Source organism: Streptomyces sp. NPDC056580, assembly GCF_042793175.1.
Classification (GTDB): domain Bacteria; phylum Actinomycetota; class Actinomycetes; order Streptomycetales; family Streptomycetaceae; genus Streptomyces.
Genome location: NZ_JBHTVE010000005.1, coordinates 491226 through 514147 on the forward strand (window position 1 = coordinate 491226; position 22922 = coordinate 514147).

General features: G+C 71.3%; 24 protein-coding genes, 3 tRNA genes and 1 pseudogene. 11 read left to right on the forward strand and 17 right to left on the reverse strand.

Annotated elements, in window-relative coordinates:
- Window positions 1-31 precede the first annotated feature (31 nt).
- Window positions 32-118, forward strand: a tRNA-Ser gene (locus tag ACFQ9Z_RS13630).
- Window positions 119-706: 588 nt separating this feature from the next.
- Here the strand turns inward: ACFQ9Z_RS13630 and ACFQ9Z_RS13635 are convergent.
- Together ACFQ9Z_RS13635 and ACFQ9Z_RS13640 are read right to left on the reverse strand one after the other, a co-directional pair.
- On the reverse strand, window positions 707-1021 hold the full coding sequence (locus ACFQ9Z_RS13635) for a YrhB domain-containing protein (RefSeq protein ID WP_383015714.1): 315 nt from the start codon (window positions 1019-1021) through the stop codon (window positions 707-709).
- A 172-nt stretch (window positions 1022-1193) separates the two neighbouring features.
- A pseudogene (locus tag ACFQ9Z_RS13640) lies at window positions 1194-1376 on the reverse strand (HNH endonuclease); the annotation flags it as partial.
- Window positions 1377-1512: 136 nt separating this feature from the next.
- Between ACFQ9Z_RS13640 and ACFQ9Z_RS13645 the strand changes: the two are divergent.
- The gene (locus ACFQ9Z_RS13645) at window positions 1513-1818 is read left to right on the forward strand and encodes a putative quinol monooxygenase (protein WP_383015717.1); all 306 of its coding nucleotides are present in this window, start codon (window positions 1513-1515) and stop codon (window positions 1816-1818) included.
- A 455-nt stretch (window positions 1819-2273) separates the two neighbouring features.
- Here the strand turns inward: ACFQ9Z_RS13645 and ACFQ9Z_RS13650 are convergent, their stop codons facing one another.
- The gene (locus ACFQ9Z_RS13650; RefSeq protein ID WP_383015720.1) at window positions 2274-2684 is read right to left on the reverse strand and encodes a VOC family protein; all 411 of its coding nucleotides are present in this window, start codon (window positions 2682-2684) and stop codon (window positions 2274-2276) included.
- Window positions 2685-2807: 123 nt separating this feature from the next.
- Between ACFQ9Z_RS13650 and ACFQ9Z_RS13655 the strand changes: the two genes are divergently transcribed.
- Complete coding sequence (locus ACFQ9Z_RS13655; protein ID WP_383015723.1) at window positions 2808-3074, forward strand: hypothetical protein; 267 nt, start codon at window positions 2808-2810, stop codon at window positions 3072-3074.
- Window positions 3075-3169: 95 nt separating this feature from the next.
- Here ACFQ9Z_RS13655 and ACFQ9Z_RS13660 read toward each other — a convergent pair whose 3' ends face one another.
- Window positions 3170-4036 carry a bifunctional DNA primase/polymerase gene (locus ACFQ9Z_RS13660; RefSeq protein ID WP_383015726.1) on the reverse strand — a complete coding sequence of 289 codons (867 nt, stop codon included), beginning with the start codon at window positions 4034-4036 and terminating at the stop codon, window positions 3170-3172.
- Window positions 4037-4610: 574 nt separating this feature from the next.
- Between ACFQ9Z_RS13660 and ACFQ9Z_RS13665 the strand changes: the two genes are divergently transcribed.
- Together ACFQ9Z_RS13665 and ACFQ9Z_RS13670 are read left to right on the forward strand one after the other, a co-directional pair.
- Window positions 4611-5168 (forward strand): SigE family RNA polymerase sigma factor, encoded by a 558-nt coding sequence (locus tag ACFQ9Z_RS13665; RefSeq protein WP_383015729.1) that lies wholly within the window; start codon window positions 4611-4613, stop codon window positions 5166-5168.
- 142 nt (window positions 5169-5310) lie between these two features.
- Window positions 5311-6969 carry a long-chain fatty acid--CoA ligase gene (locus ACFQ9Z_RS13670; protein WP_383015732.1) on the forward strand — a complete coding sequence of 553 codons (1659 nt, stop codon included), beginning with the start codon at window positions 5311-5313 and terminating at the stop codon, window positions 6967-6969.
- Between the two features lie 93 nt (window positions 6970-7062).
- Here ACFQ9Z_RS13670 and ACFQ9Z_RS13675 read toward each other — a convergent pair whose 3' ends face one another.
- Both ACFQ9Z_RS13675 and ACFQ9Z_RS13680 read right to left on the reverse strand, forming a co-directional pair.
- Entirely contained in the window at window positions 7063-11547 is a 4485-nt protein-coding gene (locus tag ACFQ9Z_RS13675) for a PAS domain-containing protein (RefSeq protein WP_383015735.1), read from the reverse strand.
- Between the two features lie 350 nt (window positions 11548-11897).
- Window positions 11898-12500, reverse strand: a complete 603-nt coding sequence (locus tag ACFQ9Z_RS13680) for an SSI family serine proteinase inhibitor (RefSeq protein ID WP_383015738.1) — start codon at window positions 12498-12500, stop codon at window positions 11898-11900.
- A 170-nt stretch (window positions 12501-12670) separates the two neighbouring features.
- On the opposite strand from ACFQ9Z_RS13680, the gene ACFQ9Z_RS13685 reads away from it, so the two are divergent.
- Window positions 12671-12761 (forward strand) — tRNA-Ser (locus ACFQ9Z_RS13685).
- Between the two features lie 195 nt (window positions 12762-12956).
- Window positions 12957-13029: transfer RNA gene (locus tag ACFQ9Z_RS13690), tRNA-Arg, on the forward strand.
- A gap of 218 nt (window positions 13030-13247) precedes the next feature.
- On the opposite strand, the gene ACFQ9Z_RS13695 is transcribed toward ACFQ9Z_RS13690, so the two are convergent.
- The 10 genes from ACFQ9Z_RS13695 to ACFQ9Z_RS13740 form a co-directional block, all read right to left on the reverse strand.
- Entirely contained in the window at window positions 13248-13997 is a 750-nt protein-coding gene (locus ACFQ9Z_RS13695; protein ID WP_383015741.1) for a hypothetical protein, read from the reverse strand.
- A gap of 257 nt (window positions 13998-14254) precedes the next feature.
- Window positions 14255-15490: a tyrosine recombinase XerC gene (gene xerC / locus ACFQ9Z_RS13700; RefSeq protein ID WP_383015744.1), complete on the reverse strand. Its 1236-nt coding sequence runs from the start codon at window positions 15488-15490 to the stop codon at window positions 14255-14257.
- Window positions 15478-15684, reverse strand: a complete 207-nt coding sequence (locus ACFQ9Z_RS13705; RefSeq protein ID WP_053710560.1) for a helix-turn-helix domain-containing protein — start codon at window positions 15682-15684, stop codon at window positions 15478-15480. The genes xerC and ACFQ9Z_RS13705 overlap by 13 nt, the downstream gene beginning before the upstream one ends.
- Window positions 15681-16961 (reverse strand): replication initiator, encoded by a 1281-nt coding sequence (locus ACFQ9Z_RS13710; RefSeq protein ID WP_383015845.1) that lies wholly within the window; start codon window positions 16959-16961, stop codon window positions 15681-15683. Before ACFQ9Z_RS13710 ends, ACFQ9Z_RS13705 begins: the two co-directional genes overlap by 4 nt.
- Window positions 16962-17118: 157 nt before the next feature.
- Window positions 17119-17364, reverse strand: a complete 246-nt coding sequence (locus tag ACFQ9Z_RS13715; RefSeq protein ID WP_383015748.1) for a SpdD protein — start codon at window positions 17362-17364, stop codon at window positions 17119-17121.
- A 25-nt stretch (window positions 17365-17389) separates the two neighbouring features.
- Entirely contained in the window at window positions 17390-17584 is a 195-nt protein-coding gene (locus tag ACFQ9Z_RS13720) for a hypothetical protein (protein ID WP_362311772.1), read from the reverse strand.
- 16 nt (window positions 17585-17600) lie between these two features.
- The gene (locus tag ACFQ9Z_RS13725; protein ID WP_383015752.1) at window positions 17601-17792 is read right to left on the reverse strand and encodes a mobile element transfer protein; all 192 of its coding nucleotides are present in this window, start codon (window positions 17790-17792) and stop codon (window positions 17601-17603) included.
- A gap of 10 nt (window positions 17793-17802) precedes the next feature.
- The gene (locus tag ACFQ9Z_RS13730) at window positions 17803-18423 is read right to left on the reverse strand and encodes a DUF2637 domain-containing protein (protein WP_383015756.1); all 621 of its coding nucleotides are present in this window, start codon (window positions 18421-18423) and stop codon (window positions 17803-17805) included.
- 33 nt (window positions 18424-18456) lie between these two features.
- Window positions 18457-19833 (reverse strand): FtsK/SpoIIIE domain-containing protein, encoded by a 1377-nt coding sequence (locus tag ACFQ9Z_RS13735; protein ID WP_383015759.1) that lies wholly within the window; start codon window positions 19831-19833, stop codon window positions 18457-18459.
- Entirely contained in the window at window positions 19833-20189 is a 357-nt protein-coding gene (locus tag ACFQ9Z_RS13740) for a hypothetical protein (protein ID WP_383015762.1), read from the reverse strand. Before ACFQ9Z_RS13740 ends, ACFQ9Z_RS13735 begins: the two co-directional genes overlap by 1 nt.
- 177 nt (window positions 20190-20366) lie before the next feature.
- Between ACFQ9Z_RS13740 and ACFQ9Z_RS13745 the strand changes: the two genes are divergently transcribed.
- Window positions 20367-20732 (forward strand): hypothetical protein, encoded by a 366-nt coding sequence (locus ACFQ9Z_RS13745; RefSeq protein ID WP_383015765.1) that lies wholly within the window; start codon window positions 20367-20369, stop codon window positions 20730-20732.
- A 22-nt stretch (window positions 20733-20754) separates the two neighbouring features.
- On the opposite strand, the gene ACFQ9Z_RS13750 is transcribed toward ACFQ9Z_RS13745, so the two are convergent.
- The gene (locus ACFQ9Z_RS13750) at window positions 20755-21543 is read right to left on the reverse strand and encodes a GntR family transcriptional regulator (RefSeq protein ID WP_383015768.1); all 789 of its coding nucleotides are present in this window, start codon (window positions 21541-21543) and stop codon (window positions 20755-20757) included.
- 109 nt (window positions 21544-21652) lie between these two features.
- Between ACFQ9Z_RS13750 and ACFQ9Z_RS13755 the strand changes: the two genes are divergently transcribed.
- The 3 genes from ACFQ9Z_RS13755 to ACFQ9Z_RS13765 are packed head-to-tail and all read left to right on the forward strand — an operon-like array spanning window position 21653 to window position 22915.
- On the forward strand, window positions 21653-22060 hold the full coding sequence (locus tag ACFQ9Z_RS13755) for an NUDIX hydrolase (protein ID WP_383015848.1): 408 nt from the start codon (window positions 21653-21655) through the stop codon (window positions 22058-22060).
- Window positions 22061-22106: 46 nt separating this feature from the next.
- Complete coding sequence (locus ACFQ9Z_RS13760; protein ID WP_383015771.1) at window positions 22107-22535, forward strand: ATP-binding protein; 429 nt, start codon at window positions 22107-22109, stop codon at window positions 22533-22535.
- On the forward strand, window positions 22529-22915 hold the full coding sequence (locus tag ACFQ9Z_RS13765; RefSeq protein ID WP_383015774.1) for a hypothetical protein: 387 nt from the start codon (window positions 22529-22531) through the stop codon (window positions 22913-22915). Before ACFQ9Z_RS13760 ends, ACFQ9Z_RS13765 begins: the two co-directional genes overlap by 7 nt.
- The last annotated feature ends 7 nt before the right edge of the window (window positions 22916-22922 follow it).

Below are 22922 nucleotides of genomic sequence, written 5' to 3' on the forward strand. Positions count from 1 at the left end.
TAGGCGCGCCGCCGATCACGGGCGGCCGCGGGGAGGCGTGCCCGAGCGGCCTAAGGGAACGGTCTTGAAAACCGTCGTGGCAGCGATGTCACCGTGGGTTCAAATCCCACCGCCTCCGCACGATGAGCAGTGAGAACGGCCTCTGACCTGGTAACTCGGTCAGGGGCCGTTCTCGTGAGCGTTGTCCGCCAGCGACCGCGGGTCCCCGCTGTTTCCCGACCGAACGGGCACGGGAGGGGCATGTCGACTGACCGTCCCTAGACTGCGAGCAGCTCTGCGAGCACCACAGCCCCCGCCGCAGAGAAGACCCGCTGCTTCCTCCAGCCCGGCCCCGAGGCCCAGAGCGCTCCGCAGCAGGAGAACAGTCGTGTGCACAGGGAGCCTCCAGGGACCTTCGAACGGAGGGGAAGGCCACCCCTGGTGGTGTCGCGTGGATGGCCGGCCCCGGTTTGGAAGCTCTGACCCTCCGATGCGAACTGCGGGCGGGGCGGTCGCTGAGGTTATGTGCGCTGGTCGCGGGGTCGTTAGCGGTTTGAGCCGGTCGTCTGCGGTTGGCGCGGTTGCTGTACCGCCACCAGCTTCGCCGGCCTCATCCCTGACCAGCGAGCTTGGTCGAGCCGTTGTCGTTTGTGTACACCGCGATCGCCCGGTGTTGTCCGTGGCTCCCTGGCCAACCGGGCACGGAAGGGGTACGGATTGGTACGGATTACGGGGCCCCGTCAGCGGTCGTCTCTTGGTCGTACACGCGCTGATACCCGGCGATTGTGTCACCGAACTGCCTGCCGCCAAGTTCCTGTAGGCGGCCGTCGCGACGGTCTACAACGACGGGCCCGGTCCCGATCCACATGTCCCGTGGGTTTCCCGTCTGTACGTACTTCGAGCTCTGATACCAGAACTCCCACCCGAAGCGGTGCTCCTGCACGCTGATGAACGCTGCAGTAACGCCCGGTTCCAGGGGATAGGGCGTTACTTGGGCAAGAAACGCGTCGAAGATCTCTCTGGCTTGCTCGGCTGTGATCACAACGTGAGCCTACGTAGCACCTCAGGTCGGCGGAGTCTCAATGACCGAGCCATGGCGACAGGCGCCGGCGGATGGTGCGGACGGCGCCCGTACCGGGCCAAGGCTTTGAGGTCTGGCCGCCCATGGCTTCCCTGACGAGACGGCGCAGATGGCGCAGGCACAGCCTGATCGCCTACGTGGCTACGACGGTCTCAGCCGTCGTCGGTTCGGGTTCGTGTTGCGAGGGGATCCGGGCGTCGCCTCGGTTTGTTGTCTCTTGGATGAGGTTCCGGAGTGCGTCAGGCGTTGGCCATGGCGCGCGGCGGTGAATCATCCGGTGACAGTTGGCACAGATCAGCGCGAGATCATTGACGCGCCCAAGAGCGCGAACCGGGGCAAAAGGGCGGAGGATGAGGTGTCGACGCGGTCATACAGGAGACCCGTTCGATCCCACCGTTCACTTCGGTGCTCTGCCGCTCCCGGGCGGCCGAGCATGAGCAAGGAGCCCCTTCATGGCCGACATCAATGTCGCGCTGCACGTACAGGTCGAGGCCCTGCCCGGCAAGGAGGAAGAGGTCGCCGCCTTTCTCCGCAAGGGCCTTGCCTTCGTCCAGGAGGAGCCCGGTACCGTCGCCTGGTTTGCTGTGCGTCTGAGCCCGTCCACCTTCGCCATCTTCGACGCCTTTCCCGATGACGACGCGCGCCAGGCCCATCTCGCCGGTCGCCTGGGCAACGCCCTGATGGAACGAGCCAGCGAACTGTTCGCCCAACCACCTTCCGTCGAGAACCTCGACGTCCTCGCCCACAAGCTCCCCTGAAGCAGGCGGACTGGTCCACGCCTGGCGCGTCGGACTGATCCCAGGACCCGGGTTTGCAGCAGGTCAGCGCGACGATCGATCACCACCCGGCACTACGCTCGGCCTGTTGCCGGTCAGGATGACCAGGTGGCCGAAGCCTCCGACGCCTGGTTCAGCGGGCATGACGAGGTCCGAGGGGCACGCAGGGGGCACGATGACGACGATGACGGCTCCGCTGGAGTGCCCGCACGCGTCTGACCTGCGGCGCACCGGTCAGCAGCCGTGATCGCGAAAAGGTCTTGAAAACCGTCGTGGCAGCGATGTCACCGTGGGTTCACATCCCACCGCCTCCGCACAGTTCATGAGATGCGCAGCCCCCAGGGGGTGCCCCGGTCGCCGGGGCACCCCCTCTGCGTGCGCCTCGGCCGCCCCGGGTGCCCGGTCAGGACGCCGGCCGCTGTGCGGCGCCCTGGGGCTCACGCCGGCAGGTTCAGCTGCCAGGAGACACCGAAGCGGTCGTTGACCCAGCCGAACTTGGCGCTGAAGCCGTGGTTCCCCAGCGGCATGAGCGCGGCGCCCTGCTCGACGAGGGCTGCGTAGAGGCGGTCGATCTCGGCCTCGTCCGCGCACTGCACGAAGAGCGAGACGGCCGGCGTGAACGTGAAGCCGTGCTTGACCGGGCTGTCGATGCACATGAACTGTTCGCCGGCGAGCGAGAACGTCGCGTGCCGCACGCCACCGTCCGCGCCGGGGCCGTCGGCACCGTAACGGGTGATGCTGACGATCTCCGCGTCGTCGAAGAGCGAGGTGTAGAAGGTCATCGCTTCCTCGGCGTTCCCCTCGAACATCAGGAACGTGGTGATCTTCTGTGACGTCACGATCTCCATGCCGCACGCTCCTCGGGCGCTGTCGGGCTGTCCATGCCCGGTCACGTTAGTGGCGGGACCCGCCCGTGCCCCGCAAACACAGGAACCGGGCGTTCCACGGCCCTGCCCGCGCGATGTCGTCTGATGTCCCTCACCCCCGACGACCTCACCGGCCAGGCCCTCGGCCTGCACGCCACCGGCATGGCGGCCCTGCAGGGCGTCGGCGCCGCCCTCGCCGGCACGCTGGCCCAGCTGACCTCACCGGCGGTGGCGATGACGCTCATGGCGGCCGGGTCGATCGCCGTGACCCTGGTCCTCGCGGCACTGGGCAGGCGGGAGCAACGCCACCAGGCCGCCCCCCGTACGCGCCCGGACGGCCTTCCACTGCCCACGGCCACCGACCGGACGTGACACAGGACGTCCAAGCCCGACTCGGCCCCGCCCGGCCCCTCCGGTCCCTTCCGGCCCGGCCCGGGACCGCCAGGTTCGGCCCGGCCGGCCCCGTCTCAGGCCCGGTGCCCCGTCATGCGGGCTGCCGAGGCGATCGTCGCGCGGGCCTCGCGCTCGGTCAGGCCGGTGTCGAGGGCCGCTTCGAGCAGCGGGGACAGCAGGGCCGGCCCGATGCCGTTCTCGTAGGCGCGGCAGGCCGCCCAGAACAGGCGGGTGTTGCGCTGGCCCTCGTGCGCGGTGAGGACGAAGTGGACCAGGCCACGGCCGTGGTCGCCCGCCGGCGGCGGCGCCGGGTGCGCGGCGCGCTGCGGGGGCAGGAGCAGGCGCAGCAGGGCCGTCGGGCAGGCCGCCGGGGCCAGGTGGGCGGTCCCGGGGGCGGCCGCGTACACGCCGTGGTCCGTGCGGGACCCCGGGCCGACGAGGTAGCCGCCTGCGCCCCGGATGTCGATGCCCGGGGCGAGTCGACCGGCCGAGTTGGGGACGACGACGTCCGGCGGCCCGGTCAGCCACAGGTGACGGCCGCCGCTCGGGGTGATCACCACGACCGTCTCCGGGATCGTGAACAGGTGCCGCAGCGCCAGTTCCCGCAGTGCGGCCGAGGAGTCGGTGCCGTTCTTGGTGTCCAGGTCGACACCGATGAGGTGGTGCGGGGGCAGCCCGCAGGCGATGCCGTAGCCGCCGGCCCAGGGCGCGGCGGCGAACAGTTCGCGGATGCGGGCGGGGTCGGTGGAGGCGTCGTACACACCGTGGCCGAAGCGGCCGCACTCGCCGTGGCAGGGGGTGGGCCGGGGGTCGTCGTGGTGGGGGGAGCGCAGGGCCGGGAGCTTGTTGCGGGACAGCGGGATGACGGCCAGGCCGCGCTCGGCGGCTGACAGGGCGTGTGCGAGGGCCAGCGTCGTGGCCTGCCGGTCGGTGGTGGCCATGGATCCATGTTCGTACGTACGTTCGAAAAAGGGAAGAGGTGGCCGGCCCTGCGCACCGGCGGCCCGAGTCGTCGGTGGCGCGGGGTCGCCGGTGGCCCGAAGTGGTGAAAGGTGATGAAGGGGGTTTATCGACTTGTCATCACGCTTGCGTGCGAATGAGGCTTCGAGAAGGGTTCGCCCGGATCCGGCGGGCAAGTCTGGAGGTGCAAGCCGTACTTCACGAAACCTCCGGCCGTCCGGGCCGGCAGGCGACCGGTTCTGGAAGGGACGACATGGCAAGTATCCGTACCGCCGCCCGCTTCGGCCGGCTGTGGTGAGCCGGGGGCGGGAGCCCCTGTGGTGAGGGCTCCCGCTGGGCGTGCTTCGGGGTCGTAGGACGGTCGCGCGGCGGTGCTTCGGCGCCGCCGCGCGGCCGTTTCCCGGGCCGGCCCGCAGGGGAGAACCCGCACAGGACCTCATCCCGCGGTCCACCTTCAGGAGGTGGGGACGGCCCCACCCCTACAACCTGAGGGGGACGCCGCATCGGGACCTGCGACCGATCCGCGGGCGGCCGGTCCGCTCCTAGCGTGGAGCCATGACCACACCCGTCTGCACCAGCGCCTCGGCCGCCGCCGCACCGGCGCGGCAGACCCACTCGTTCCCGTCGTTCGCGTCGTACGTGCGGGCCCGCCAGCCGGTGCTGCTGCGCACCGCGCGGTCGCTGACCGCCAACCCGAGCGACGCCGAGGACCTGCTGCAGACCGCGCTGACCAAGACCTACGTGGCCTGGGAGCGGATCGAGGACCACCGGGCGCTGGACGGCTACGTGCGCCGGGCGCTGCTGAACACCCGTACCTCGCAGTGGCGCAAGCGCAGGGTGGACGAGTTCGCCTGCGACGAACTGCCCGAACCCGAGCCCGCGCCCGGCGCCGAGGACCCGGCCGAGCGGCAGGCGCTGCGCGACGCCATGTGGCGGGCGATCGCCCGACTGCCCGCGCGACAGCGGGCGATGGTCGTCCTCAGGTACTACGAGGACCTCAGCGAGGCCCAGACGGCCGAGGTGCTCGGCGTCTCTGTGGGCACGGTGAAGTCGGCGGTCTCCCGCGCCCTGGGCAAGCTGCGCGAGGACCCCGAACTGGGCCTGGTCCGCTAGGCCGTGTCCAGGCCCGGACGCGGAGGTCCCCGGGCACCGTCGTCAAACTGTTTCCCTCCTCCTAGTGACATACCGCGCGGTATGTGAGCAGAATCAGCGCAACCCCGACCACCGCGTAGGCAAAGTCGCCCGGGAGGACGCCGTGCTGAGCACCATGCAGGACGTACCGCTGCTGATCTCGAGGATCCTGACCCACGGGTCGACGGTCCACGGGACGTCGCGGGTGACCACCTGGACCGGCGAGGCGGAGCCGCACCGCCGTACCTACGCCGAGATCGGGGCCCGCTCCGCCCAGCTCGCCCACGCGCTGCGCGACGGACTCGGAGTACGGGGCGACGAGCGTGTCGCCACCCTGATGTGGAACAACGCCGAGCACGTCGAGGCGTACTACGCCATCCCCTCCATGGGCGCCGTGCTGCACACGCTCAACCTGCGCCTGCCCGCTGAGCAGTTGGCATGGATCGTCAACCACGCCGCCGACCGCGTGGTCGTCGTCAACGGCTCGCTGATCCCGCTGCTCGCGCCGCTGCTGCCCAAGCTCCCGACCGTGGAGCACATCGTCGTCTCCGGCCCCGGCGACCGCACCCCGCTCCAGGGCGCCACCGCGCGCGTCCACGAGTACGAGGAACTGATCGCCGGCCGGCCCACCGCCTACGACTGGCCCGAGCTGGACGAGCGCCAGGCCGCCGCCATGTGCTACACCTCCGGCACCACCGGCGACCCCAAGGGCGTGGTGTACAGCCACCGTTCGATCTACCTGCACTCCATGCAGGTCAACATGGCCGAGTCGATGGGCCTGACCGACCAGGACACCTCGCTGGTCGTGGTCCCCCAGTTCCACGTCAACGCCTGGGGCCTGCCGCACGCCGCGTTGATGACCGGCGTGAACATGCTGATGCCGGACCGCTTCCTGCAGCCGGCCCCGCTCGCCGAGATGATCGAGCGGGAGCGGCCGACGCACGCGGCGGCCGTCCCCACCATCTGGCAGGGCCTGCTCGCCGAGCTGACCGCCCGCCCCCGTGACGTCTCCGCCCTCACCCAGGTCACCATCGGCGGCTCGGCCTGTCCGCCCTCCCTGATGGAGGCCTTCGACGAGCTCGGCATGCGGGTCTGCCACGCCTGGGGCATGACGGAGACCTCCCCGCTGGGCACGGTGGCCCGCCCGCCGGCCCACTCGATCGGCACCGACGAGGAGTTCGCCTACCGTCTGACCCAGGGCCGCTTCGCGGTGGGCGTTCAGGCCCGGCTCACCGGCCCCGGCGGCGAACGCATCCCGTGGGACGGCGAGTCGGCGGGCGAGCTGGAGGTGCGCGGTCCCTGGATCGCGGGCGCCTACTACAACGGCCCGGAGGCCGAACCGCTGCGTCCCGCCGACAAGTTCAGCGAGGACGGCTGGCTCAAGACCGGCGACGTCGGCACCATCTCCCCCGACGGCTTCCTCACCCTCACCGACCGCGCCAAGGACGTCATCAAGTCCGGCGGCGAGTGGATCTCCTCGGTCGAGCTGGAGAACGCGCTGATGTCCCACCCGGACGTCGCGGAGGCCGCCGTGGTCGCCGTACCGGACGAGAAGTGGGGCGAGCGCCCGCTGGCCACCGTGGTCCTCCGGGAGGGCGCGAGCGCCGACTTCGAGACGCTGCGCGTGTTCCTCGCCGAGGAGGGCAAGATCGCCAAGTGGCAGCTCCCCGAGCGCTGGACGGTCATCGCGACGGTCCCGAAGACCAGCGTCGGGAAGTTCGACAAGAAGGTGCTCCGCAGGCAGTACGCGGAGGGCGGCATGGACGTGACCAGGCTCGGCTGACGGCTGACGGCCGCCGGTACGACGGACAGCCCCCGGCCACGCGCCGGGGGCTGTCCGTCGTGTGCGGCGAGGGCGACGGGGGCCGCCGTCCCGCTAGTTCGTCCCGATGCCGGCCAGCAGGTCGACGATCCGGTTCTGCACCTCGGGACTGGTGGACCGCTCGGCGAGGAACAGCACGGTCTCACCGGACGCCAGCCGGGGCAGGTCGACCGGGTCGACGGCCGCGGTGTAGACGACGAGCGGAGTGCGGTTGAGCTGCCCGTTCGCCCGCAGCCAGTCGATGATCCCGCTGAACCCGGCCTGCCGGCGGTGCACCTGCATCAGGTCCATCACCACCAGGTTCGGCCGGAACTGCCCCGCCAGCGTCACCGCGTCGCCGTCGCTCGCGGCCCGCGCCACCTGCATCCCGCGCCGCTCCAGTGTCGAGGTCAGCGCCAGCGCGATCTCCGCGTGCTCCTCGATCAGCAGCACGCGCGGCGGATGCTGCTCGCTGTCGCGCGGCGCCAGCGCCTTCAGCAGCACGGCGGGGTCGGCGCCGTACGCCGCCTCGCGTGTCGCCTGCCCGAGTCCGGCCGTGACCAGCACCGGCACCTCGGCGGCGACCGCCGCCTGGCGCAGCGACTGCAGCGCGGTACGGGTGATCGGACCGGTCAGCGGGTCCACGAACAGCGCGGCGGGGAAGGCCGCGATCTGCGCGTCGACCTCCTCACGGGAGTGCACGACGACCGGCCGGTAGCCGCGGTCGCTCAGCGCCTGCTGCGTCGTCACGTCCGGCGCGGGCCACACCAGCAGCCGGCGCGGGTTGTCCAGCGGCTCCGGCGGCAACTCGTCGTCCAGCGGCTGCGGACGCGGGGTGTCGGCGACCTCCACGGCCCCGCCGGGACCGTCCAGCGGCTCCGGCCCCTCGGCCGCGTTCGCGTCCGGGGCGCCTATGGCGTACGACCGTCCGCTGCCCTCCGTGGCGGGGGCGAGCCGGGACTGCCCCGCGAGCGAGGGCTGCGCGGGCGGCTGTTCGGCCGGCGGATGCGGCCGGGCGCCCTGCTCCGGCTGCGGCTCCTGGCGCGCGGCCGGGTCGGGCGGCGTGCCCAGCTTGCGCCGGCGGCCGGAACCGCCGGGCGCGTGCGGCGGCGGGGTGGCCGTCGGCTGCTGCTGCACCTGGAGGGCCTGCCGCGCGAACGGCACACCCTGCCCGAGCGTGCGGACGCTGATCGCCCGGCCCTGGGTGGAGTTCGGGTCGGCGGCGTTCCCCGGTGCCTCGGCCGGCAGGGGCTGCGCGGCCCGCGCCGGCTGCCCGGCGGCGTGCTCCGGGGGCAGCGGGGTGCCGCTGGCGGGGGTGACCGCCGGGCCGGGCTGCGGCGCGCTGCCCGCAGGGGGCACGGCCACGCCGGCGCCTGAGGTGCCGTCGGCACCGGGCCACTGCTGCGGTACGGCGGCCGGCCCGGCCTGGGCCACCGGCGCCTGGCCACCCGCCTCGGCGGGCAGCGGCTGGGCGGCCGGGGGAGTGGCGTGGGCCGGCACGGGCCCGGCGTGGGCCGGCGAGCCCTGCACGGGCACGGCCTGACCGGGGGTGCCTTGCACGGGCACGGCCTGACCGGGGGTGCCTTGCGCGGGTGCCCCTTGGCCGTTGGTGTCCTGGGCGGGCACCGGGTGGCCGGTGGCGGCGGGGGCGGGCCGGGCCGGGGCTCCCTGGGCGGGTACGGGCTGACCGTGCGTGCCCTGGGCGGGCACGCTCCGGCCCTGGACCGCCTGCGGGGGAACCGGCCGGCCGGAGGGTACGGGTCCGCCCTGGCCGGCGGTGCCCTGCGCGGGCACGGCGGCCTGCGGCGCCGCCGTCATCGGCTGACCGGGGACGGCCTGGACCGGCGTGCCGGCCCGAGCCGCGCCGTCCTGACCGGCGGGGCCCGCCGGCGCGGCCGCGCCCTGCGCCGGAATGCCGTGCACCGGAGCGGGCTGCCCCGGAGCCGCCTGCGCGTGACCGGCCTGGGCCGGGACGGTCCGGGCCGGAGCGCCGGTGGCCTGGGCGGTCCCCCGCACCGGGTCCGCCGCCGTCTCGACCGGCTGCGCCACGGCCCGCCGCCGGCGGCCGGTCGGCGCGCCGGTGGGGTGCGGCTGCGGAGGGGTGTGGTCCTCGGCCTGGTCCAGCGACATCGCGTCGTGCCGGCCGACGTCGTCCGCGCCACCCGCCGGGGCCTGGCGGGGAATCGGGGCCCGACCGGGGACCGGGGCCTGCCCGGCCACCGGGTCGACACCCGCCGCCGTGTCGGCGGACCCGGGTGAGCGGTCGGCCTCGGCGGGGGGCAGGGCGAAGACCGTACGGGCGCCGGAATCCTGCGCCGCCGCACGCTCCTGCGCCGCGGCCAGCGCCCGTCGGCGCCGACCGGTCGGCTGCGCGTCCTCGGCCGCACCGGCCCGGGCCTGCTCCGCGCCGGCCGCGGGCAGCGCCGGCGGCAGAGCGGCCTGCGGCGCGTCCGGGTCACGCCGGGCACGGCGGCCCGTGGGCACCGGCACGCCCTGCGGCGGCACGGCCCCGCCGAGTCCGCTGCCCGCCGCGGCGGTGCCCGCGGCGTGCTCGGCCGCCGTCATCACGGCGCCCTCGCTCACGCCCTCGCCGTCGGCGGCGCCCGACTCGGCCGCCCGGCCGCGTCGCCGTCCGGTCCCGCCGTCACCGGCCTCGGCCTCGGCCGTGGGCGTGGCCGCGGCCTCGACCGCGGCCGCCGCACGCCTGCGGCGCCGCCCGGTCGGCGAGGGCGACTCCGTCCCGCCGTCGGCGGGATCGCCGCTCTCACCGGGAACGTCGCTCTCCAGGAAGGCGTCCGTCGAGCCCCGGCGGGCCCTGCGCCGGCCGCCGACGGCCGACGTCCCGGCCTCCTCCGGCGCGGCCGCACCGGCGTCCGGAGCCTGGACGGCGACCGCCCCGGCCCCCCCGCCGAGCGGCACTTCGAGCACATAGGCGCTGCCGCTCATGCCCGGTACCTCGTGGGTCTGCAGCACTCCGCCGTGCGCCCGGACGATCCCGCGCACGATCGGCTCGTGCACCGGGTCTCCCCCGCTGTACGGCCCGCGCACCTCGATCCGCGCGACCTCGCCGCGCTGGGCGGCCGCGACCACGACCGTGTTGTCCATGTACCCGCCCGCCGAGACGGGCGCGTTGCCGGTGGCGTCGACACCCGCCACGTCCGCGACGAGGTGCGCGAGCGCGGTGGCGAGCCGCTGAGCGTCGACCTCGGCCTCGATGGGCGGCGCGTGCACGGCGAACTGCACCCGGCCGGGCCCGATGAGTTCGACCGCCCCCTCCACACCGGCCGCCACGACGGCGTCGAGCATCACCTTCGTCCGGGTGATGTCCTCGCCGCCGGAGTCGAGGTGCTGGTAGCCGAGGACGTTGTCGATGAGCGTGGTGATGCGCGAGTACCCGGCGGACAGGTGGTGCAGCACCTGGTTGGCCTCGGGCCAGAGCTGGCCGGCGTCGTCGGCGGCGAGGGCGGACAGCTCGCGGCGCAGTTCGTCCAGCGGCCCGCGCAGCGACCGGCCCAGCAGCGTGAGCAGTTGCTCGTGCCGTCCGGCGAGCGCCTCGTAGCGGTCCTTCTCCCGCTCGCCGAGGGCGGCGTACCGCTCCTCGCCGGCCGCCAGCTCCTCCAGGTGCTGCTCGCGCAGTTCCTCGAGCTCGGTGACGTGCTTCTGGCGCAGCGCGGTCAGGTCGGAGGCGTGCTCCTCGGAGAGCCGCTCCAACTCGTCGGCGTGCGCCTTCTCCAGGGCGTCCTTCTCCTCGGCGAGGACGTCGTACGGCCGCCGGTCGGCGAAGGTCATCACGGCGCCGACGAGCTGGTCGCCGTCGCGCACGGGCGCGGTGGTCAGGTCGACCGCGACCCGCTCCCCGCTCTTGGACCACAGCACCTGCCCGCGCACCCGGTGCTTGCGACCGGAGCGCAGGGTGTCGGCGAGCGGGGACTCCGCGTACGGGAAGGGGGAGCCGTCGGCGCGCGAGTGCAGCACGAGGGTGTGCAGCTCCTTGCCGCCCAGCTCACCGGCCCGGTACCCCAGTATCTGGGCGGCGGCCGGATTGACCAGCACGATCCGCCCGTCGGTGTCCGTGCCGACGACACCCTCCGAGGCCGCCCGCAGGATCATCTCGGTCTGCCGCTGCGAACGGGCCAGCTCCGCCTCGGTGTCCACGGTCCCCGACAGGTCCCGCACCACGAGCATCAGCAGCTCGTCACCGGTGTAGCCGTAACCGTCGTACGCCTGCTGCCCGTTCTCCAGATTCGCGCTCGTGACCTCGACCGGGAACTCCGTCCCGTCCGTCCGCCGGGCGATCATGCGGGTGGGCTTCGTCCGGCCGCGCGGGTCCATGTGATCGGGCCGCCGCATGGAGCCGGGGATGAGCCGCGAGTCGAACTGCGGCAGCAGGTCGAGCAGCCCGCGCCCGACGAGGGCGGTGCCCGGCGCCTCGAAGGCCTCCAGGGCGATCGTGTTGGCGTTGACGACGGTTCCGTTTGCGTTGACCAGGACCAACGCGTCGGGCAGCGCGTCGAGTATGGCTGCGAGGCGAGCAGCGCCTCGGGATGGCCTGCTGCTCACGAGACGCTTCCTCCTTGTTACCGCACCTTGCCGACCGCTCGGGCCATCTTGCCAACCGGCCCGCAGGGTGTCACGCGAGGGAGTCTAAAGCCACGGGTTGCGCTCGCGACGCCGGATGAGAGGGAGGTCGCACGACGAAGTGACGGCGAACATGTGACCGCACGCGTCCGTCGCACGTCCGCCGTGCGGCCGTGACGCGCCCGTCGCGGGGGTGACCCCGCACCGACCTGGCGCCGACGTCGTGCCGGCCCCGCCCCGGCACCGTTCCGGGACCGTTCCACCGTCGTCGTCCGGGCTCCGCGAGACCTTCGCGGGACCTTTACGAGAGCGGTGGCCGCGCCCGGAACCGCCTACGCGGTCGGACCGAGGCCGGGCAGCAGCGGCACCATCCGGTCCCACCGCGCGATCTCGCAGCCGTTGCCCCGGTCGTACGCGGCGTCGACCGGGCGCCCGGCCCAGGTGCCGGTGACCCGGGCGGTGGCCGGCCCGCCGTAGAGCATGGTGCAGACGCTGTCGGGGGCGACCGGGGCGAAGGTGTCCCGTCCCCACTGCGTGTTCGCGTCGAGCGCCCGGCAGGCCCCCGCCGCGTCCGGATGATCACCGGCGGTGGGATGGCAGGACAGCTCGTACGTGCCGTCGAGCCGAGGACCCGCGTTCCGGACGACGACACGGAGGTGATCGCCGGCCTTGTCCTCCGGACGTGCCGGCGGGGGCATGAGGCCCGCGGCCCGCGGGGCGGGCACGAGCCGCGTGCCGCCCGCGGTGGCGGCCGGGCCTGCCGATGCTGCCGGGGCGATGGAGGCTGCCAGGGCTGCCGACGTTGCTGGGGCCGCCGATGCTGGGGGTGCCCCTGTGGCCGGTGCGGCGGTGAGGGCCGACAGGGACGGGACCGAGAGCGCGGCGAGGGCCGACACCAGGACGCCCCGCGGGACGACCGACAAGAAAGAGACCATGCCCTGATCAACGCCCATGGGCCCCGGACGTTGCGGCGCCGCGACACCGCGCTAAGCCCTTTGCCCTGTGGCCCTCGCTCCTAGTACCGTGGGGGTCGATTGGTGACAGCACGCTCGACTGTGTCATCATCTGCACGCACCAGTCGCGCGCTCGCGTGAATGGTTGTGCTGGAGGCGTCGCCTAGTCCGGTCTATGGCGCCGCACTGCTAATGCGGTTTGGGCCTTAAAGCCCATCGAGGGTTCAAATCCCTCCGCCTCCGCGCCCATCCCGAAGCCCCGGTCCCAGGACCGGGGCTTCGGCGTTGTCGGCTCTCGACCCCTGTTCGCACGTTTCCGCAGGTCACAAGGGGTGTGCGGATCGGATTTCACATGACGGCGGCAGTCATGTAATGTTCTTCCTGTCGCCGCGAGCGGGCCGGAAGGGCCGGGAGCGGAAGACGAAAACAAAAGAACAAGCACTCGTAGCTTAACGGATAGAGCATCTGACTACGGATCAGAAGGTTGCAGGTTCGAATCCTGCCGAGTGCACACAGATCAGAGGCCCCGGAGAGATCCGGGGCCTCTGGCGTTTCAGGGCGTACAGCAGCGAGTACAGCAATCGCATCAGCTGGAGCTTCGGAGCGGGCTCGGCGCTCTAGGTGCGACGAGCCCGCAGGGTGATCATGCGGGTCATGCCGCCGGCTTCGGGGATCAGCTCCCGATTCAGCACATCCCGCATGCCCGTCACGGCGAGCACAGTTTCAGTACTAGAAGCCGCTAGCCGAGTAGCAGTTGACGGTTCCACCGAAGTACGTGTCCGCCGAGTTGCTGGGATCCTCGTCGAAGTGCAAGGCGAAGGGAGCGCCCGTGAGGTTGGCCGACAGGCTGACGTAGGTGTCGAAGGGGAGAAGCTTGCTGGTCGCCGGGGCGTTGGTCTGGAGGACCTTCACGCGGCGCGAGCCGGTGAAACCGTTGATGCGGCCCAGCCCGAGGGTGATGGAGCGGCAGGTGGTGTTGCGAGTGGTCGCGAAGAAGTCCATCGCCCTGTTCGTGGGGATCTTCGCGTCGTAGGCCAGGAGGCGGTTGCCGACACCGATGGTGCCGGACGAGTACTTCTTCGGGAAGAACTTGCTGACGCTGATGTTGCTGTAGGCGTAGAGCCAGTGGCCGCGGTAGGTGAGGACCTCGTCCTTGGAGTTCAGGACGAAGATGCGGTAGCCCCACCTGCCCTGGGTCGGGGCTTTGGTGGTCACCGAGCCGTTGCCGTTGACGGGCTTGAGGGTGTTGATCACCTTGTAGGTGTGGCTACTGCCCGTTTCGCGTCGGAGTTCGACATGACTGCCCTTGGGCAGATTGGCGAGCGAGTAGTTGATCGTCACCTTGGAGCTCGCGTCTACTCGCGCACCCTTGCCGAAGGTGAAATTGACGCTGGGGGTGGTCGCCGCGTCAGCGGCCGGGGCCGCGAGGACGGGGAGCAGCGTGGCGGCGACAAGCGCCAGACCCGTACGGAACCGCACGATTCTCCTTGTGGTGAATGTGTGTAGCTTGCGAGTGGATCTTGTGAGTTGATCTTGGAGGCGCAGTGAATCAAAGGCTTCTGCGGTTTGGCAATGGGTCCGCTCGAGTCAGGCGGTATGTCTGACTTATGCGGGATGGCGCGCTCGGAGCGTGTAGCGGGAGGGGGTGTCCGATCCAGCAGGTCAGAGCGCATGCAGGCCAAAGGCCCCGGAGAGATCCGGGGACTTGGGCACTTCGAGGCTGTACAGCAACGGCATCAGCCGGCGCCGCCCATCGCATCGGAGAGCTTGCCGAGCGCGGCCCGCACCTCTTCCTCGCTGGCTTCGGCGTAGACCTCCATCGTCATGGCGATCTGCGAGTGCCGCAGGATCCGCTGGGCCACCTTCGGGTGCACCTTCAGAGCAACCAGGAGCGAGCTGCAGGTGTGCCGGGTATTCCGGAGCGGGATCACCCGGAGCCCGGCACGCCGAGCCCGCAGCGCGAACATGCGGGTGAGGTTCCCCGGCTCGATCGGCGTCCCGTACTTCGTTGTGAAGATCAGCCCGCGGCTGTCCTGCCACAGCTCCCCGGCCGCCTTCCGGTCCCCGGTCTGCTGGGCCCGCCGCATCCGGAGCGCCCGGAGGCAGAACGCCGGGAGCGGAAGGAAGTCGTCGGACTCCTCCGTCTTGGTCTCCCGGTGCAGGATCTGCCGGCCCGCGCGCTGGATCTGGTGATCCACGTACAGCTCACCGGCCTCGAAGTCGATCGACTGCCAGGTCAGGCCCAGCGCCTCACCACGGCGTAGGCCGAGGCAGAGGACCAGGACCCAGGCTGCGAAGAGCGGATCTTCACGGGCGACCGAGTCGGCCAGGAAGCGCCCCGCCTCGACCACGGACCACGGCTTGATCCGGCGCCGCCGAGGCTTGGGCACCTTGACCAGGGAGGCCACGTTCTTGCTGATCTCCTCCTCGGTCACGGCGTGCGTGAGAGCGGCCCGCAGGGCGTCACGGGCGGCCTGGACGACCCGCCGGGACGGATAGGCCTCACAGCACTCCCCGACCGCACAGCACCGCTGCCGCGGCTCGGCCCGCTTGGCGTCCTTGCCCTGGGCGCAGCACTGGCAGATGCCGGCCAGCTTGGTCAGCCACTCCCGAACGTCCCGGACGGTCAGCTTGTCGAGCCGCTTCCCGCCGAGGTGCGGATTGATGTAGAGCCGCACCGAGCCCTCGTACGACACGTACGACAGCGGAGCGAGGTTGGGCTTCACGATCGACTCGAGCCAGTAGGACAGGAACGCCTGCACCGTGCGGTGCCGGGTCTGCACGGGCCCCTTGCTGGCTTCACTGTGGAGCTTGATCCACTTCTCGTGGGTCTCCTCGCGAGTCTTGCCATAGACGTACTTGCGCTTGCGGTCGCCGTCCGGGGTCGTGACCCAGGCGTAGCCCGCGAAGCCGTTCTTGTACGGGTAGATGGACCCCTCGCCGTTGGCCCGCTTTCCGCTCATGCCGCCCACTCCCCGGTCTCGGAAGCGCAGCGGTTCACGTACTCGTCGACCCAGGCCGGGAGGATGCGACGGTTGCGGCCGATCTTCACGGACCGGATCTCACCGCTCAGGACGAGCGCCTTGGTCTTGGAGAGGCCGAAGCCGAGCATCTCGGCGACTTCGGCCGTGGTGTGCCACTTGCGGGTGATGGTCACCGTGGTCATGCGGTGGGTTCCCCTTCGGTTCCGGGTGCGGGTTCGAGGGATGCGGCCAGCCAGGCTTCGGCGTCGGACAGGCCGGTGCCGGCGAAGACCCAGTGCGTGAGGACGTACGTCGTTTCGGTCTCCGGGCCGTTGGCTGCTGCCGCTTGGGCTCGGCGCCATTCGGCGCGGGCGTCGCGGAGGGCGCCGAGGGTGGTGGAGTAGCGGCGGGACTTTGTGGAGAAGTGGCCGCGGAATCCGAGCATGTGAGCCCAGGCGCGCAGGCGGAGGTGTTCGAGGTCCTTGCGGGCGCCGAGGGTCCAGGCCGTTCGAATGAGGCGGCGGGCGTGGTCGCTGATGTCGAGCTGGGCGAGTTCGGCGGCGAACTTGAGCGGGCGGTCGAGAGCTCCCGTGGCGGTCTCGGCGCCCTTGGTGGCGTACTTGGCGATGTAGGCCGCGACGGCCCGCTCGGTCAGCTCCTGGCCGCCGTCGAAGTCGGCCGAGCGGATGGTGCGGACGTCGAGCTGTCGGCCGAAGGCGAAGGTGTGCGCGCGGCCGTCGATGACCGGGCCGTCGACGCGGACCTTGGCGGCGGCGGCCTCGATGGCGTCCGTGAGCAGTTCGGCGGTCGCCCAGGCCGGGGGCGGAGTGTCGCCGCCGCCGGGGCCGTCGAGGCGGATCACGGCGTGGAAGTGGACGGCTCCGCGCTTCTGGTACTCGGCGACCTTGGCGAACGAGACGCGGGCGTGCTGGCGGAAGTGGCGCTGTGACAGGCCTGCGCGCTTGGCGGCCTCTCGGCGGAGGTAGATGGAGAAGCGCCGCCAGAGCTGTCCGGCGTGCGCGTTCCAGAGCACGGCCGCTTCGTAGTCGTAGGTGTCCGGGTCGAGTGGTGTGCCATGGGCGTCGTCGTCCTGGTCGTGGTGGGTGCCGCAGCGGCAGGGACGGCCGTCTGTGCGGCGGTTGTGGACCGGGCCGAAGCCGGGGGCGGTGAAGGTGGCGAAGACGCGCGGGTGGGCGGCTACGTGTTCCGGAGTGCCCTTGCCGCCGCGCAGTCCGGCGGTGATCAGGTGGAAGGTGCCGCGGCGGTAGACCTCGGCGCAGGCCGGACAGCGGGTGGTGCGGCGGTTGTTGCAGCGGACGAGGAGCTGGCCGGCCGGGAGAGTGGTCGAGTCGAGGTGCTGGAGGACGCGGCCGATCTCGCCGGTCGCGGTGTCGACGTCGTACTCGGTGCGGTGGCCGTCCAGCCGGATGGGGTGCGTGCAGCCGCCGAGCCCGGAGAGCTGACGGAGGATACCCGGCAGGGTGCCGTCGGCGGCGAGGTTGCTGAGTTCCGGGAGCGGTGGCGGGGTGGTGCGGGCGAAGATGGCGGTCTCCTTCTGACGGGCGCTGTCGGGAGGGATGGGCCTCCGGGGCGGCGGATGCTTGGCCGTGTCTCGCCGCCCCGGAGGTACAGGCGTCTCAGCGCCGGTTGTGCTCGTGGAGCAGCGAGCGCAGGACCACGGCGGCGATGGCTACAGAGAGGGCCGTGACGGCGACGGCGGCCAGGAGCGCGGTGAGGACCACGCCCGCGATGACCACGGCCGCGATCGTCTTCTGGTCGATGGAGATCGATGGCAGAGCGTGTCGGGCGGGAGCCGGGCCGGTCGGGGAGTGCGTGTGAACCGGCGGCGGGGTCGGGTTGTCCGGGTACTTGGGCAGGAACACGGCCGGCTTCTCCTTGCCTACTCGTCTAGTTATGTGAGCCGTTTACGACACCCACGCCGGACCGCGTGCCGGACTCGATGGCGGGCGCGAGGAAGGTGTGCGAGAGCCAGAAGCCGAACAGGGCGATCAGGACGACGATCCAGGTGCGGACGCCGAGGAACTTGATCGCTCCCCAGGCGAAGAAGCCGAGGACGACGACGAGCGGCAGGCTGACGGTCACGGTGGTCCGGGTCCTTTCAGCGGGCGGGGCAGCGATGAGTGCGGGCGGCCAGTTCGGCGGCGGCGCGGCTGTCGTAGTCGGCGGAGAAGCCGCAACGCGGTGCGGTGCAGGCGGCGGTGTGCTTCTCGCGGCCTCGGTTGTCGTAGGCGGTGCCGACCTGGACAGGGCCGATGCGGGTGACGTTGCGGAAGCTGCGGTTGACGGCCATGGATCTCCTCTCAGAGGTGGGCGGCGATGGCTTCGGCCATGGGCGCCGGGACACCGAGGCGGGCGCGCAGGGTCGGGGTGTCGATCGGGGTGCCGGTCCGGGCGTGGTGTTCGGCGGCGACCTTGCGGGCGTGGGCGACCAGGGCAGATGGCACGGGTACGGGCGGGGGCTGCGGCGGTGCCTCGATGGCGGGTTGGGCGGGCAGGCCGGGCGCGGTTTCGGGCTCGTCCTCCTGGCCCTCGATGACCTCCGCACCGGGGCCCGTCTTCGGCGCGGTGTGCGCGAGGAGGGTCCCGCCGAGGAAGGCGACAGCGGGCCAGCCCGCGACGAGGATGCGCAGCCAGGCCGGGACGTTGCCGAGGTCGAGGAGGCCGGCGGTGGCGACGTTGGCGCCGAGGGATGCGGTGAGTGCGACGACGAACCAGCACCAGGCCGCCGTCTTGGTCGTACCGGAGCGCAGTCGGCGCCAGGCGGCGACGAGCAGCAGGTCGACGGAGACGGGGTAGGCCCAGGCCTTCCAGCCGTCCTGTCCGGCCGCCACGGCGACGTCGTGCAGGTGGGCGAAGGACAGCGCGGCGGCGATGAGCGCCTGGACGAGCACCGCGTCGACGCGGGCCAAGCGGGCGCGCATGATGCGGCTCCTTCCGGAGTCGAGCAGAGGAGATCAGTCGGTGACCGGGCGGGGCAGGAAGACCGGGGCCGCGGTCTCGACCGGGCGCACGGGTACGTCGGGCCGGAAGGGCTTGAGCGCGGGCAGGTCGGGCACCAGGTGGGCCGACTCGCGGCAGGTCTCGGCAGCGTCCCCGAGGGAGAGGTACGGCGTGCGGATGCGGGACCAGCCGCCGGAGGTGTCGCCCGCTACGGCCAGGCCGGGCCGTTCGGGAGCGATGGAACAGGCTGCCTGGACAGCCTCCGGAGCGATGTCGCCGAGGGCCATCTTCGCGGAGGCCTCGTCGTTGACGCGGTGGCAGACGCGTCCGGTGAGCTGGGCGCGGAGCATGGTGGCGCCCTTGCCGAGTTCAGCGCCGAAGCGCTGCCCGCAGACCTCCAGGTAGATGCCGGCGGCGCGGCCGAGCTGGGCGAGCCGGATGAGCTGGGTGACCATCTCGTCGCGGCGTTCTTCGTCCTTCTTGGTCGCGACGAGGAAGAGTTCAGCGACCTCATCCACGAACAGGACGATGGGCACGGGGCGTTCGTGGTCGGGCAGGCCCCAGATGTCGGAGGTGATCTCCTCGTCCGGAGTGCCAGGGGCGATACCCTGCCGGGCCTTGATCAGGTCGTACCGGTCCTCCATCTCGTTGACCAGTACAGGCAGCAGCTCGGCCGCCTGTTCCGGATCGGTGGCCAGCGCCGAGAGCCGGGGTGCGAAGGGAGCCAGTTCGACGCCCCGCTTGCAGTCGATGCCGACCAGGGCGACGGGCTGAGGGGCGAGTCCGGCGACCAGGTGCCGCAGGTACATGGACTTGCCGGACAGGGTCGCGCCGAGGGTGAGCTGGTGGGGGATGGTGCGGTAGTCCCGGACGAAGGGGGTGGCGTCCTCTCGCAATGCGACCGGCACTCTGAGGGGGCCGTGCGCGGCCTTGCGAGGCATGCGCACCCGACTTAAGACGTCGTAGCCGACGAGCCGCAGATCGACGACCCCTGGCCTCACGGTGGTGACGTAGACGGCGTGAACGCCCCAGGCGTGCCGCAGTCGCTCGGCGGAGGCCGCGAAGTCGGCGGGTTCCTGGCCCGGCGCCAGGCGAAGACGGATCCGCAGTCCAGTCGTGGTGGGTCGGATGATGCCCCGGCGCGGCGGCACGGGCCGCACTTCGCGCTGCGTCATGGCCTTGACGGCGAGGACCCGCAGCCGGGAGGGAGCCACGGTCAGGCCACATGCCTCCATGACCGAGCCGTACGAGCTGAGCAGCCGGACCGTGGACACCGGAAGGCCGACCGTGGACCAGTACGCCGCCGGGTGCTTGGCCCGGGCGTAGGCGGCCCCGCCGCCGAGTGCGGCGACAGGACCACCCACTTCGAGGAGCGTCGTCAGGTCGGACATCAGGCAGCGGCCCCGGAGACGGCCGGGAAGGCGGCCGGGGTCACGGCGGCGGCCCGGTAGGCGATGCCGTGGCGCTGCTGGCCGTTGAAGACGGACTCCCACGGCCGTGCGATGAGGCCCGGCAGCGACACCGGCGAGCCGAGGATCAGACCCTCGGAAACGCCGCCCTCGGGAACGGTGACCTTGATGAGCGAGGACTCACCGTCCTCGATGTAGACGACGCCGAGGGTCATCAGCGCCTCGCCGCTGGTCGCATCCTTGGCGATCTCGCCGGTCTGCCGGTCACGGACCTTCGGCTCCGGGGCCTCCGTGAGGAGGATCGTCGCGGCGGAGGTCTCAACACGGATGGTGCGCAAGGTACTTCCCCTATCTACTCGTCTATACAAGAGTCGATCTGTGAGCCCGATCTCCGGGTCGCGTGGATCGCCTTGCCACACAACTTGCCCACTCGTCTATACGAGTAAGCGTGTCGCTGTGTACGAGTTCGGAGAAGTGACCAGCTCACTGTCAGACCCACCCGGCAGAATCCGTCCATGCTGATAGCGACCAACAGCCGTGGCTACGCGGTGAAACGCCCCTCGAAGCCAGCAGTAGGGACCATGCTCGCGAACCTGCGACGCGGCAACGAGTACTTGATCCTTGAGCGCCAGGACGAGGAACGTGAGGGTGACTGGTACATCCAGGTCTGGTTCCGCGACAACAACACCTACCAGCTGGAATACCGCGACGGCGTCCCTGCGGAGCACTACCAGACCCGAACGGTGTCGCAGGAGAAGGTCCTGCAGGCCCTCCTTGGCTGGATGCTCGACAAGCCCAACTGGCGGGAGGGCTTCATGTGGAACAACATCGGCGAGATGTTCGCGCTGGCCCCCGGCAACGAGAACGAGCTGACTGCCTAGAGCTGTGCCGCCGCTCCCGGGATCAGGTCGCCGGGAGCTGGTACGACAGGACGTACGCGTCCGCTGCCATGACGGTGTCGCAGACCTCGACGGCGCGTCCCTCGGTGTCGAAGGCGGTCCGGATCAGGTGGATGACGGGCACGCCGGCCGCCAGGTGCAGGAGCTTGAGCTCTGCGGGCGAGGGCATGCGGGCGCGGATCTCTTCCTCGAAGTGGTCGAGGTGGTGCCCCAGCTCTTCGAGGCGGGCGTAGATGCCACCGGGACCCGGGTTGGGCTCGGCGATGGGAGTGCCGCGGGCGATGTCGAGGGGGAGGTAGGAGGTCGCGAACTCGACCGGCCGCCCGTCGAGGAGATACCGGCGCCGACGAGCGAGGACCCGTCGCACCGACCCGAGCCGGGTGGAGATGTCCTGACTGGCCTTCTCTTCCTTGACCTCAAGGCTGTCGACCGTGGGATGACTGCCTGCGGCGTCGGCCTCCACGATGAAGGCGGACTTGCCCTGCTCGCGGTGGCGCCGGGCGAACCGGTCGGAGGCGAGCCGGCGCACCGGGGGGCGCGGCCGGACGAAGACGCCCTTGCCGTGCTCGGCGTGCACCAGGCCCTCACCCGTGAGGACGGAGAAGGAGTTCCGCACGGTCATCCGGGAGACGCCGTAGTGCTCGACCAGCTCGGCTTCGGAGGGCAGCTTCTCGCCCTCGCGGAATCGCCCACGGTCGATGGCCTCGCGGAGCTGGTCGGCGATCTGCCGGAAGACCGCACGATCGCTCGTGGGGTCGAGATCACCGAGGAGGCCCGAAGGAAGAGGGCTCACGTGAGTACTCCTTTAGGTATCTAGACGAGTGGGCGAGTTCTGTTGCTACGGTGGAGAGCCTAGCCAGCCGAGAGGGCCGAGGAACGTGAGCACTGAACGCCCGCACTCCGTGAGCGTCGCCGGGGTCGTCGTGGACGACCGGGGCCGGGCCCTCCTGATCCAGCGCCGGGACAACGGCCACTGGGAGCCGCCGGGCGGCATCCTCGAACGCGAGGAGACCGTCCCGGAAGCTCTTCAGCGCGAAGTCCTCGAAGAGACCGGCATCAAGATCGCGCTTCCCGCGACTCTGACCGGCGTCTACAAGAACATGACGGGCTTGATCGTCTCGCTGGTCTTCCGCTGTGAAGCCGCCGACGGTGTGCCCACCACTGGTGACGAGACCCGCGCGCTGCGCTGGGCCACCCGCGAAGAGGTCACCGAGCTTGCCGACGAGGCGTACTCGATCCGCGTCCTGGACGCACTCGACGTTATGACCCCGCCGGCCATCCGCGCCCACGACGGCGTGAAACTCGTCTAACCCGAACCCGCTGCACATGGCGGCCTGCCAGAGTAAAGGAACTTGTATGCACGAGTATATGAGTACAGCTCGGGTGTGGGGGCTGAGTTGCCCAGGATTCCCGGAAGAGGTGAGCCGGGCCCGTCGATGGACCCGTGACATCCTGCGTGGCTCCCCTTTAGCCGACGACGCCGAGCTGATCGTGAGCGAGCTGAGCGCGAACGCGATCCTGCACACGGCGAGCGGCCGGGAGTACGGCAGTTTCCACCTCGCCGTTGCGGTGTCCGCTCAGGTGGTGGCGGTCTCGGTCACGGACGACGGCGGTACGGGGACGGCCCCGAAGGTCGAGCACCAGGACCAGGACGCCGAGCACGGCCGGGGCTTGGGCATGGTCAGCGTCATCGCTCATCGGGTCGTCGTCCACGACAGCGACCAGGGCCACACGGTCACCGCGGAGCTGTACGCAGAAGCGCTACGGGGAGGTCATTCGTGCTGAGTCAGGCAACCCGCCGCGGCTTCTGGTGCGAGTGCTGGACAGAAGACCTCACCGGGCAGCGGGGGCCGGCACTCCTGGCATCCTTCGATGCCTACTCGGCACCGCAGGCTGACCGATGGGTGGCGGTCGCACTCCGCACGATCTCACCGGCCCTGGACACGGATGCCTCAGATGAGGCCTGGGAGTGGCTATACGAAGGCCGCATCCAGACCCGACAAGCCCTGTTGCGAGCCGAGCTATGCGCGGTGTCAGTGACCCACGCGAGCACCCGCATCACCTGGGCTATCCGTCCCGTAGCCTTCCTGTCACTAGCACACCGTCAGGGCACCGAACTCCCACCCTGCTCAGCCGACTTCAGGCCTCAGCCCAGGAACATCTAGGTCGCCT